The sequence below is a fragment of the Actinopolyspora alba genome, from assembly GCF_900112765.1.
Classification (GTDB): domain Bacteria; phylum Actinomycetota; class Actinomycetes; order Mycobacteriales; family Pseudonocardiaceae; genus Actinopolyspora; species Actinopolyspora alba.
Genome location: NZ_FOMZ01000008.1, coordinates 202,518 through 215,006 on the forward strand (window position 1 = coordinate 202,518; position 12,489 = coordinate 215,006).

General features: G+C 68.6%; 9 protein-coding genes. 5 read left to right on the plus strand and 4 right to left on the minus strand.

Annotated elements, in window-relative coordinates; translation table 11 throughout:
* Positions 1–211: 211 nt before the first annotated feature.
* From groL to BM150_RS13950, 4 genes are all read right to left on the minus strand, one after another.
* On the minus strand, positions 212–1,864 hold the full coding sequence (gene groL, locus BM150_RS13935; RefSeq protein ID WP_092629228.1) for a chaperonin GroEL: 1,653 nt from the start codon (positions 1,862–1,864) through the stop codon (positions 212–214).
* Between the two features lie 340 nt (positions 1,865–2,204).
* Positions 2,205–3,488 carry a serine/threonine protein kinase gene (locus BM150_RS13940; protein ID WP_092927683.1) on the minus strand — a complete coding sequence of 428 codons (1,284 nt, stop codon included), beginning with the start codon at positions 3,486–3,488 and terminating at the stop codon, positions 2,205–2,207.
* 398 nt (positions 3,489–3,886) lie between these two features.
* Positions 3,887–4,090, minus strand: a complete 204-nt coding sequence (locus tag BM150_RS13945; RefSeq protein WP_092628981.1) for a cold-shock protein — start codon at positions 4,088–4,090, stop codon at positions 3,887–3,889.
* 224 nt (positions 4,091–4,314) lie between these two features.
* On the minus strand, positions 4,315–4,971 hold the full coding sequence (locus BM150_RS13950; RefSeq protein ID WP_092927797.1) for an AIM24 family protein: 657 nt from the start codon (positions 4,969–4,971) through the stop codon (positions 4,315–4,317).
* A 189-nt stretch (positions 4,972–5,160) separates the two neighbouring features.
* Between BM150_RS13950 and moeA the strand changes: the two genes are divergently transcribed.
* The 5 genes from moeA (at position 5,161) to BM150_RS13975 (ending at position 12,401) form a co-directional block, all read left to right on the plus strand.
* A complete protein-coding gene (moeA, locus tag BM150_RS13955) occupies positions 5,161–6,420 on the plus strand; it encodes a molybdopterin molybdotransferase MoeA (RefSeq protein ID WP_092927684.1) in 1,260 nt (419 codons plus the stop codon).
* A 706-nt stretch (positions 6,421–7,126) separates the two neighbouring features.
* Positions 7,127–9,109: a M48 family metallopeptidase gene (locus BM150_RS13960; protein ID WP_092927685.1), complete on the plus strand. Its 1,983-nt coding sequence runs from the start codon at positions 7,127–7,129 to the stop codon at positions 9,107–9,109.
* Positions 9,110–9,667: 558 nt separating this feature from the next.
* Positions 9,668–10,399: a phosphatidylserine decarboxylase gene (locus BM150_RS13965; RefSeq protein WP_092927686.1), complete on the plus strand. Its 732-nt coding sequence runs from the start codon at positions 9,668–9,670 to the stop codon at positions 10,397–10,399.
* Positions 10,396–11,328, plus strand: a complete 933-nt coding sequence (gene pssA / locus BM150_RS13970) for a CDP-diacylglycerol--serine O-phosphatidyltransferase (RefSeq protein WP_092927687.1) — start codon at positions 10,396–10,398, stop codon at positions 11,326–11,328. The genes BM150_RS13965 and pssA overlap by 4 nt, the downstream gene beginning before the upstream one ends.
* A gap of 104 nt (positions 11,329–11,432) precedes the next feature.
* Positions 11,433–12,401 carry a cation diffusion facilitator family transporter gene (locus tag BM150_RS13975; protein ID WP_092927688.1) on the plus strand — a complete coding sequence of 323 codons (969 nt, stop codon included), beginning with the start codon at positions 11,433–11,435 and terminating at the stop codon, positions 12,399–12,401.
* Positions 12,402–12,489: the final 88 nt, after the last annotated feature.

A 12,489-nucleotide genomic window follows, 5' to 3' on the forward strand; every position in this document is an offset into this window, starting at 1 on the left:
AGCACGCCACGTCCGCGCGACTCGTCCATCATCGAGCGGCGGGACCAGCAGCGCACCCGGATCAGCTTGACCGGGGCGGCGACTTCCCGCCGGACGCAACGGAGGGCCGCTCCCGTTCGGGAACGGCCCTCCGTAAGGCACATGCTCGGATGGTGCCGGTGGCTGTCGCCGTCGGCGACGGCGACAGCGGCGAGAACGTCCTAGCCGGACGTCACATCATGCCGCCCATGCCACCCATGCCGCCCATGCCGCCGGTCGGGTCACCGCCGCCGGCATCGCCGCCGCCGTTCTTCTCCGGCTTGTCGGCGACAACGGCCTCGGTCGTCAGGAACAGACCGGCGATCGAGGAAGCGTTCTGCATGGCGGAACGGGTCACCTTGGCCGGGTCGATGACGCCTGCCTGGATCAGGTCCTCGTACTCGCCGGTGGCCGCGTTGAGGCCGTGTCCGGGGGAGAGCCCCTTGACCTTCTCGACCACGACGCCGCCCTCGAGACCGGAGTTGACCGCGATCTGCTTGAGCGGGCCCTCGACAGCGGTACGGACGCTGTTGGCACCGGTGGCCTCGTCGCCCTCCAGCTTGAGGTTGTCGAAGGCGGAAACGGCGGCCTGCAGCAGCGCCACACCACCGCCGGCGAGAACGCCCTCCTCCACGGCGGCCTTGGCGTTGCGCACCGCGTCCTCGATGCGGTGCTTGCGCTCCTTGAGCTCGACCTCAGTGGCGGCACCGGCCTTGATGACGGCGACACCGCCGGCCAGCTTGGCCAGCCGCTCCTGCAGCTTCTCGCGGTCGTAGTCGGAGTCCGAGCGCTCGATCTCGGCACGGATCTCGTTGACCCTGCCGGAGATCTGCTCGTCGTCACCGACACCGTCGATGATGGTGGTCTCGTCCTTGCTGACCACGACCTTGCGGGCGCGACCCAGCATGGACAGGTCGGCGCTGTCCAGCTTGAGGCCGACCTCCTCGCTGATGACCTGGCCACCGGTCAGGATGGCCATGTCCTGCAGCATCGCCTTGCGGCGGTCGCCGAAGCCCGGTGCCTTCACGGCCACGGACTTGAAGGTGCCGCGCATGTTGTTGACGATCAGGGTCGGCAGGGCCTCACCCTCGATGTCCTCGGCGATGATCAGCAGCGGCTTGTTGGACTGCATGACCTTCTCCAGCAGCGGGAGAAGATCCTTGATGTTGGAGATCTTCGAGCTCAGCAGCAGGATGTAGGGGTCGTCCAGCGACGCCTCCATCCGCTCCTGGTCGGTCACGAAGTAGGGCGAGACGTAGCCCTTGTCGAAGCGCATGCCCTCGGTGAGCTCCAGCTCGAGCCCGAAGGTGTTGCTCTCCTCGACGGTGATGACGCCTTCCTTGCCGACCTTGTCCATCGCCTCCGCGATGAGCTCGCCGATCTGGGAGTCGCCTGCCGAGATCGCGGCGGTCGCGGCGATCTGCTCCTTGGTCTCGATCTCCGTGGCGTTCTTGAGCAGCTGCTCGGCGACGGCCTCGGTGGCCTTCTCGATGCCCCGCTTCAGAGCGGTGGGGCTGGCACCTGCCGCGACGTTGCGCAGGCCCTCGCGCACCAGCGCCTGGGCCAGGACGGTGGCGGTGGTGGTGCCGTCACCGGCGACGTCGTCGGTCTTCTTGGCGACCTCCTTGACCAGCTCGGCCCCGATCTTCTCCCAGGGGTCCTCGAGCTCGATCTCCTTGGCGATGGAGACGCCATCGTTGGTGATGGTCGGCGCGCCCCACTTCTTTTCGAGCACGACGTTGCGGCCCTTGGGGCCGAGCGTCACCTTGACGGCGTCGGCGAGGGAATTCATGCCACGCTCAAGACCGCGGCGGGCGTCCTCGTCGAACGCGATCATCTTGGCCATTGCGGTGTGGTCCTCCAGCTTTTTGGACGCCGTGGGATCAGCGGATTCCACGGCAGGACTCGTGCTCGGCCAGGCTCGGTGCCCGCGACGGACGACCGGTCACCACGTGAATGCGCGGCTACGGCCTCACCGTCCCGACCTGGCACTCACCCCTACTGAGTGCCAGTATCGTGTTTAGCACTCACCGGCAACGAGTGCAAGCCAGTGGGTGGAACGCTTTCGGGGAAAATGTCCGGCGCGGACCGCACCGGGACGCCGGGAAGCATCCGGTGCTCCCGGGGCCACGAGGCCGGTTCCCCGACGAAGCGCAGCCGCCGCGAACAGCGACGACCGGCGGGTACTAGCCGAACGCGATGATTAAAATCACCACGATCACGGTGAACACCGATATCGCCAGCACCGGAACCAGCCAGCGGGCGGTGCTGTCCGACTTCTTGGCGAAGGACGCGGACTGCGCGGGCATCGGCGGACGCAACCGCACCGGTTCACCCGGCCCCTGCTGCGGGGCTCCGGGAGGCATCGGCTGCCTGGGGCCACCGACGGGCGGCGTCCCACCAGGTGCCGCTCCCGGACCGACGGGTGCCCCCGGGCCGCCCGCGGCGCCGGCAGGAGGGCCGGGAGGCGGCATTCCGCCGGGAGGCGTACCGGGGGGCGCCGTCGGCTGGGGCTGCGAGTGGGGCGGAGGTGGAACCGGCCCGGAGGACATGGGGTGCGGGCCGGAAGGTGGTGGTTGCGAAGCCGAGGGTGCCGCCTCCGGAGCGGCCGGGCGCGGCGGCTGGTCGCCCTGCTTCCCCAACGGGCTCAACGCGTTCCTGGTGGCGGCGACGAGCTCCTTGCAGTTGCCGTAGCGTTGCTCGGGCGTCTTGCCCATCCCTCGGCGCAGCACGTCGTCGATCGCGGGAGGCAGCGCCACGCGGGAAGTGACCCGGGGAGGATCCAGCTGGAGATGTCCCTGGATGACCTCCTGCACCTCGCCCTTGTAGGGGGCGCCGCCGGTCAGACAGGCGAACAGCATGCAAGCCAGCGCGTAGAGATCGGTCCTGCCGTCGACGGACTCGCCACGCAGATGCTCCGGTGCCGCGTAGGTGGGCGAGCCGAGGAAATCACCGGTGCTCGTCCGATGCCCGGTGGCGCCGCGCCTGGTGAGCCCGAAGTCGGCCAGGTAGACGTGTTCGTGCGACGCCTCCCTGGAGGTGACCAGCACGTTGGCCGGTTTGAGATCGAGATGCACCAGCCCCTGTTCGTGCAGGGTGTCGAGCGCCTCGGCCACCTGCCCCAGCAGTTCGACCGCGCGGTTCGGGGCTATCGGCCCTTCCGAGATGAGGCTGGCGAGGTCGGACCCGTCGACCAGCCGCATAGCGATGTAGAGCATCCCGTCGACTTCACCGAAGTCGTAGAGCGGAACGATGTTGGCGTGGTCGATGGCCGAGGTGTTGCGCGCCTCGTCCACGAAACGTTCACGGAACTCACCGTCCCCGGTGATGTGCTCACCCATCACCTTCAGGGCGACCTTGCGCCCCAGACGGACATCGGTGGCGCGGTACATGACACTCATGCCACCGCGACCGAGAACTCCATCGATCTTGTAGTGGCCGAGACGGCGCCCGGTGAGGTCTTCCGACACGCCGATCAGCCTAACGCTCCGGCCGCATCACCGTCCGCCGGTGCGGCCGTCACACCATCCGAGTGGAGCAGTTCCCGCGACAACCGCCCGCTCTTCGAACGGGTGCGGCGGCTCGCCGTCGGGGCGGCGTCAATTTCTCGCGAAATCGCCGCGCCGGCAGGGGTGCGAGGCCGCCCCTCCATCAACTCCCGCCGGCCGAGCTCCCACCACGCCCGCAGGCAGAGCTCCGGCCACCCTCGCATTCGGCACCGCCGCGGGTTCTCGCGTGCGGCTCGGCTCTCGCGAGGAAGGCCCGAGGTTGTGTAGGTGGCTACCCGATGTCGGGCCTCCCGGAGCGAGAGCCGAGCGCGAGGTTCCGCCACAGAACCACTTACGACGAAAGAGGCCACACAGTCCGGTTAAATCTTGTGGACACCGTCCGCTTGACTCCGCCCGTCCCGCCCGGGCTTCACCTCGTACTCGACGCGGTCCCCCTCGTCGAGGGTGCGGAATCCGTCCATCTCGATCGCCGTGTAGTGCACGAAGACATCCGACCCGTTGTCGGTGGCGATGAATCCGTAGCCTTTTTCGGAGTTGAACCACTTGACCGTGCCGACCGCCACGGTGTCCTCCTTGAAATATGATGCGCGACGCCTGGGGCGCCGATGTAGCAAGCACTACGCTACCGCATGAAACGGTGGAAGTCGCGATCTCGATCGGACCGATTCAGGTGATCTTTCCCGAGGAACGTCCCGTCGGGAGGCACCGGATCACGGCGTTCGACACGGGAATCCCGGCAGGAATCCGAGGAGTTCCCCGGTGCGGGACCACGAACGTGTTCCCGGAATCAGTTCCCGCTCGCCGAGTGCAGCCAGGAGGACAATCTGCGCGGATTGCGGGTCTGGGTCACCACCCGCCCCGGACCGGCGAAATCGAGAACCAGTCCCGCCCCGGTCCGCAGGGATTGTGCGCGGCCGGGTTCGAATTGTCGCAAGCGGGACCGCACGGTGTCCACATAGGCCACCAGATGTCCGGTGTCGATCGTCACGAACTCACCAGACCGCAGGTCGTGCACGTCCAGCGCACCGCAGCAGGCCAGCACCAGCTGTCCCTGTCCGGTGGCGTGCGCGAGAAACCCGGGGCGTCCGCCGAACAGGGGTTGGAAGCCCTGCCATCGGGTGTCCAGTCGCACCGTTCCAGCCGCTGCCAGCCAGGAGTCCCGCGCGATGCACCAGTCGTTGTTGCCGTCCAGCTCTATGGTGTGCACATCGCCGGGAAAGCTGGGGGCCACATCGACCCACCCGCCCTGCGGCCCGGCCGAGTAGGCGGACTCGGGGATCGAGTCACCCACCAGCGCTCTGAAGCCACCTCGACGCGCGGCACGGGTACTCGTCACCCCGTAACTGGTGGCCATCGCCTCGCATCCGGCACGCGCCACCTCTCCCGAGCCGAGCACGAGACGGGCCACGCCGAACGAGGACTGATGACGGGAACGAACCTGCACGATCACCTCCCCAGCCGCGGCACGACACTTCACCGAGCACGATCACCCCGCCGAAGTCTGCCATGCGCACCGCTACCGCCGGACGGACGCCGCGACGAGCACACCTCTGGAACGGCCGACCGGAAACCCCGGTCGAAACCGACCGCGGTGTGCCGGTGGCGACGAGCCGGGGGCGACATCGGGCTTGCGATGTCCGATGATCGGGGCGTGGGCCACACGACTGACACTTCAACCCTGCTGCCGGTGGACGAGTACCGCGAGCGGATCTCGAACCTGCTGGCCGCCACCCGGGAGCGACACTGCCCCCTCGACGAGTGTCTGGGGCTGGCACTCGCCGAGGACGTGACGGCACCGATCCCGCTGCCGCCGTTCGACAACTCGGCGATGGACGGCTACGCCGTACGCGCCGCGGACGTGGCCGGGGCGGATTCACTGCACCCCGTGACGCTGCCGGTGACCGCCGACATCCCCGCCGGACGGGTGGACGTCCCGCCGCTGGAACCGGGCACCGCACACCGGATCATGACCGGAGCGCGGCTTCCCCCCGGCGCGGAAGCCGCTGTACCGGTGGAACTCACCGACGGCGGCACGGAACACGTCACCGTGCACCGCGCGGTGCCCGAGGGAAGCAACCTCCGTCGCGCGGGCGAAGACGTAACCGTGGGCCAGGTCGTCCTCGAACGGGGCCAGACGCTGGGAGCGGCCCAGCTGGGGCTGGCCGCGGCCGTGGGCAACGCCGAGCTGCCGATTCGCCGCCCGCCACGGGTGCTGGTGCTTTCCACCGGTTCCGAACTGGTCGAACCGGGCACGGAGCTGCTGCCGGGCCAGATCTACGAGTCGAACGGCATCATGCTCGCCGCCGCGGTGCGCCAGTGTGGCGGCGAGGCGAGGCTGCTGCGGTTCGTTCCCGACGAGGTTTCGGAGCTGCACGCCGCGCTGACCCCCCACTTGGCCGAGACCGATCTGATCCTGACCTCCGGCGGGGTGAGCGCCGGAGCCTACGAGGTGGTCAAGGATGCGCTGGCGGGCTCCGGAGTGCGGTTCGACAAGGTAGCCATTCAGCCGGGAATGCCGCAGGGCTCGGGATACTACGAGGTGGCCGGGTACCGCGTACCGGTGGTCACGCTGCCGGGGAATCCGGTTAGTTCGATCGTGTCCTTCGAGGTGTTCGTCCGTCCCGCGCTGCGCCGTGCCGGCGGGCACCGCGAGACGCGGCGTCCGCATCGCCGGGTGACGCTCACCGAGACGCTGCGCTCACCGAGCGGGAAACGGCAGTACCGCAGGGGCCGCTTCGATCCGGAAACCGACACCGTGACCACGAGTGGCGGGGCGGGATCCCACCTGCTGTCCGGGATGGCCGCGGCCGACTGCCTGCTGGAGTTGCCGGAGGAGACCACCGAAGTAACCGCCGGAAGTACCGTCGACATCTGGCTGCTGAGTGAGAACTGACGGCAGCGCTCACGTACGTGGCCGGGTAGCCGGCACGTGAGTCGGCGTCTTGGGAGCGTTGGGCCGGCTCTTGAGTAGCGACCTACGCGGCGAGCGGCCCGGCCTCGCGATGCATCCGACTCACGCACCGGGGACACCCGCGCTGCGTAACCCCGAATCATGGACTCCTCGGCCCGGTGGTCGTGGGTGGTGCTGTTGCGGAACCTCTGGCACGGCTCTCGCTGCGGGTCCGGCGACATCGGGTAGCGACCTACACAACGTCTCCGGTGTCCTCGCGAGAGCCGCACCGGAGAACCCGCGGCGGTGCCGACTGCGTAAGTGGCCTGAGTTCATCTTGCGGGGTTGGCGGGAGCTCGGCCCCGCGTCGTAGCGGCGCGGCGATTTCGTGGGAAATCGACGGAGCCGGAGCGCTCCCGCTGCTCGAGGGTGTCAATTTCGCGAGAAATCGGCACCCACCCGGGCCGGACCGCCCCACGCACACCGGCCCCCTGGCCCCAACGGCGCGGCGATTTCGCGAGAAATCGACGCCGCTTTGCCGACCCGGTCACGGGCACGACGCGTAGTGGTGACCTCGGATCGAAAACAACGGAAAACCCCTGTGAACTGGAACGATCCGACGGTGCATCGGGCTCCCTACCGCCGAGGCGCATCAGGTGACTAGCCTGACCGGGCATTCGCGGACCAATATCAGTCGGGAGTTGTCACTGTGCGTGGCCCATGGCGCGCTGCCCTGGCGGTGGCGCTGCACATCGGATTCTTGGTCGTACCGGCAGCACTGGTCCTCGGCCTGGTGGGCATCACGGCCTACACGATTCGTCACGACCTCGGCGACGGGTTGCAGGCCGGATTCGCGGCTCTGCTGGTCGGGGCCTCGGTAGCGATGGTTCTCCGGGGAGTACTGCGTGCGGGACACCGCCCCCCGCTCGGTGTGGTGGTGGACGGTGAGGCACAGCCACAGCTGTGGCGCAGACTGCGGAAGGTCTCCGAGACCGCCGAGGCGAACAGCCCGGACGAACTGCGCGTGACGTGCGAACCGACGCTGCGGATGCGGGAACGGACCCGATTGTTGGGCTTGCTGCGCAGCGAGTCGCACCTGGAGCTCGGCCTGCCGTTGTTGGCGGGTCTCACCGTGACCGAACTGTCCGCGGTGCTGGCCGACGAGATCGGCAAGGGGGAGGGCGGTGGGTTGGACGCACTGGCCGTCCGGATCCGCAACGCCGTGATCGAGGCGGAACGCGACATGGTGGGTGGCCCCACCAAGTGGCTGTTCAGCGGATACGCCGTGCTCTGCAGGCGGATCACGGCCCCACTGGCCCGTGGACGAGTGATGCGCGGGGATGCCGTGGCCGTACGCCTGGCGGGCAAACGCACCACGATGGCGGCGCTGCGCAAGCGGGTGGGGCTGGAACTCGGTTGGGAGGACTACAGCGCCGAGTACCTGAGCATGGCCACCCGGGTGGGGCGGACACCGGAGATCCTGCCCGGCTTCCGGGCGTTCCTGGAACACCCGGAACGCAAGCACGGACTCGCCGAACGGGCCAAGGAGAGCATCGCCGCCGAGAAGTCCGCGGATGCGGCGCGCCCCACAGTCGCGCAACGGCTCGACGTGTTGAAACGGGCCGGTCACGAGCCCGACGAGACCGACGATCGTCCCGCGCTCGCACTGATACGGGAACCCCGCCGCGATGTTCCGGCGATCGAGGACCGACTGCTGGTGGGCGACCTCGGGGAACGTACTCCCTGGCCCGAACTGGCCAGGCTGGCCGGTATGCACGACGTCGCGGTCAAGGCGGGTGAGCTGAGCTCGGCCGTCGAGCAGAGCGGGGTGTCGACGGAGCCGACCCTGGTGGGGGTGCTCACCGCCATTCACCGAGGAGAGACGGCGGATCTGATCAACCCCGCGCTCAACCCCGGGCTCGCCCCGGAACTGGTGGACGAAGCCGTCGTGGACACCATGACCGAGCTGCTCGGTGCCGCGGTGGTCGACGCGCTGGTCAGGTCCGAACGTGCTCATCACGAGCTGGACTGGGGCGGACCCTCCACTGTCCAGCTCACCGACGGCCGTGCGCTGGACCCCGACAAGCTGGTACGACCCGCCGTGCTCGATCCACGGCTCGTACCCGGGCTGCACCGCCACCTGGTGCATCTCGGGGTGCCGCTGGACCACGCGCAGCCCGCCGCCGAGGAGCCCGAACCGAAGCTCTCGGGGATCGTGAGCCCGGTTCGCTACGCCGAGGAGTTCTACGACCTGCTGGTCACCGATCGCGGACTACTGCTGCTACCCGATCGGACCCGTTGGATGTACCGGTTGCTCGCCGGAGCGCTGACTCCGGTACGCCGCTCCGAGCACGAACGGCTGGACCGGCTGGCGGCCACCCCGGTGCACCGGCTGCGCGAGCTGGAGGGCGCGCAGTGGTTGGACAGCCGGGACGTGGCCACGGCCGAGCTCCGCGAGGACGATGCGGACTGGGAACTGACGCTGGACCTCTACCTGGACGAGTACGCGGTTTCGGAGGTTTCGTCGCGCGCCACGGACTCCGGTGAATCGGAGTCGCCGGACGAGGGGATGACCAGAATCCGAATTCGCAGTATCCCGGATTCGGGAGCGCGCGGAGCTCCTTACTCGGGGTTGGGGGAACTCATGGGAGCGCGCATGGCCACGGCCGAAAATAATCATCAATTCGAGTGAGGCAATAGCGGCACGATACACGCAAAGTCATTAAATCTGTGACGAAAGTCCTCCGTTCGCGGCTACGCAGTTCCCTATGAGTTCTATTACACTGGTATCAGCATCACAACCAGTCGATGGATTGCATCCAAAGACGTGTCGGGGCTTTCCGGCACGGTTTCCACCTCCTGGAGATGACGACTTCGGGTGCGTGTGCCGTCGGGGGGCACACGGATCCACCGGGGGGCCGTTCGGAGTCAGCGGGGAGACCCCGAGCGGTCGTGACTCCGGGGCGACATCGGCGCATCGGGGGCGCTGATGTCGCCCCGGAGCTCACTTTCGTTTGAGCCCGTTTTCCGTACCGCGCATCGGTCCCGACCGGGTCGGGGTGTTCCGGGATACCGGCCCGCGGCGGATCGCGGGAGGGACGTGACCGCGCGCACACCACGACGCAGCAGGTGAGCGACCTACCCCACCCCCTGTGCACAACCGGCGACCGGATATCAGCGATGCTGTAGCGGCGGCGACGCAACCGACACGTCGCAGCCCTATCCGTCGACGCAGGGGCGAGCCACCTCGATGAACAACGCGGATTCCGCGCCGAACAACGGCCCGTTACACAAGCTGGCACGACTGACCCGCGACACCATCCCGCCGATGCACCCGGCGGGAAGACCGTTCGTGCTGGGCTGTGCACTCGCCACCCTGCTGCTGCGCCGGCTCTGGCGCCCCGCCGGAACCCCGGCCGCGCTGCTCACCGCCTGGTGTGCCTGGTTCTTCCGGGAGCCCCGCAGGGTCACCCCCACCAGGTCGGACATCGCGGTCGCTCCGGCCGACGGCACGATCGCGGAAATCACGAAGGCGACTCCCCCGGCGGAGCTGGAGCTGCCCGACCGGGAGATGCTGCGGGTGAGCACTTTCCTGACGGTGTTCGACGTGCACGTCCAGCGCGCCCCGGCCGACGGCAAGATCACCGGGCTGGCCTACCGCCCCGGTGCGTTCCTCTCCGCCGACATGGACAAGGCCAGCGAGGACAACGAACGCAACTCGATGCTGCTGCGCACCACCGGCGGGGCGGAACTGGCCGTGGTGCAGATAGCCGGGCTGGTGGCCCGGCGGATCGTGTGCTCGGTGAGCGAGGGCAGCACGGTCACCGCGGGCAGTACGTACGGCCTCATCCGGTTCGGCTCCCGGGTGGATCTGTACCTGCCGCCGAACAGCCGGGTTCTCGTCGAACCGGGCCAACGGGCGGTCGGCGGTGAGACCGTACTCGCCGAACTCACCACCGAGCAGGACGGTGTGCGGGCATGAGCGAGGCACGTGCGAACCCTCCCGGCGTCCGGTTCCTGCCGAACGCGATCACCGTGCTGGCCATGTGCGCCGGGCTGTCCGCCGTGCAGTTCGCCCTCAACCAGCAACTGGAGGGAGCCATCGCCGCGGTGGCGGTGGCCGCGCTGCTCGACGCGCTGGACGGCCGGATCGCCCGGCTGCTCGACGCCACCACGAGGATGGGCGCTGAGCTGGATTCGCTGTCCGACGCGATGTCCTTCGGAGTCGCCCCCGCACTCACGCTCTACGCATGGCAGCTGGCGGGCAACCGCGTGGGCTGGGTGGTGGCCCTGATCTTCGCGGTGTGCATGATCCTGCGACTGGCGCGGTTCAACACACTGCTCGACGACGGTGACCAGCCACCGTTCAGCAAGGAGTTCTTCGTCGGCGTTCCGGCTCCGGCTGCGGGTCTGCTGGCGCTGCTGCCGATCGTGCTCACAGCGGCCGTGGGAGGCCAGGGCTGGTGGTCGAGCCAGCCGGTGGTCATGATCTGGATGCTCGCGATCGCCGCGCTCGCGGTCAGCAGGGTTCCGACGCTCTCGCTGAAGACGGTCAAGGTACCGGCGAAGCTGATCGCCCCGCTGCTGGTCGTGGTCGCGGTACTGGCGGCGGGGATCGTGACCTACCCGCTGGTGTCGTTGACCGTGGTGCTCGTGGGGTATCTGGTACACGTCCCATACGCCGCCTATCGGCACCACTGGCTTGCCAACCACCCCGAGGTCTGGGAGTTTCCGCCCCGCGAGCGGCGGGCGATGCGGCGCAGTCAACGTCGACTCGGGCTGCGCCCACCACTGCGGCGCCGGGTCGCGGGCGCGGCACGCCGGGTCCGGCTACCGCGTCGCGGCGGCGACCGGGACGGCGAGAACCGCCGCAGCTACCGCACCCTGGGCCTGCGGCACCGCTCCAAGTGAGTGCGCCGGGTGGATACCGGAGCAGCTCGACTCCCCGGTATCCACTCCGCCAGCCGCGACGCGGCTGAGGCAGGACCCCGCGGCGGCGGTTCGATGATCAGCGGATGCGCGGGTGTAACGCCAGGGTCATGCTTGCCACGATGGGGGATACGTCGGACACACCGGAAACGGGTGGGGCCCGTTCCGCGACGGCCACCCGCAGCCTGCTGATCTCGGTGATCGGCGCGGCCGCCTTCGCCGTGCTGGCGCTGTTGTGGGGCTTGGCCGTCAGTTCCCCGATGATCGTGTTCGACGGGTTGTACTCCTTCGTGAGCGTGCTGCTGTCACTGGTCTCGGTCGCGGCGGTTCGCACGATCGAACGCGGCGCCGACGAGCGGTACCCGTTCGGAAGACACGCCTGGGAACCGCTGACCGTGATCCTCAAGGCGGTCTCGCTGGCGACGCTGTGCGGCTACGCACTGATCGGTGCCATCAGCGACATCCTGGCGGGCGGCAAGCACCCGGAGACGATCCCGGCCGTGCTGTACGCGCTGGTCGCCACGGTCGGCGCCGGGCTGATGACCCGCTACCTGCGGTCCCACTCGGACGGGCTGGTGCGGGCCGAGGCGGCGCAGTGGTTGATGGACACGCTGCTCAGCGTGGGGGTGCTGCTGGGATTCCTGCTGGCGCTCGGGTTGGAGAGCGCGGGCTACACCGACATCGCCGGATACGTCGACCCGGGAATGGTGATCCTGTTCTCCGTGCTGTTCCTGCGAATGCCGGTACGGCTGTTCACCCGCAGTCTGCGCGAGGTGCTCTCGATCTCGGTGGATCCGGCGCTCAGCGGCGACATCGAAACGGCCGTGAACGGGATCGTCGAGCAGTACCGGTTCGACGAGGTCTTCACCCGGGTCACCAAGATCGGTGACCAGCTGGACGTGGAGATCGACTTCGTGGTGGGGGCCCACTCCACGGCGCGGGAGGTCACCGAGTTCGACCGGATCCGACAGCAGATCTCGGACATCCTGGAGACGATGCCGCACGAGAAGTGGATGACCGTCTCGTTCACCGCCGAGCGCCGCTGGGCGCACTGACCCACGGCTCGCCCTGTCGCGGCGGCGTCGATTTCTCGCGAAATCGCCGCGCCGGAGACCGTCGTCGGGAAGCGACCGTGCGGGTGAG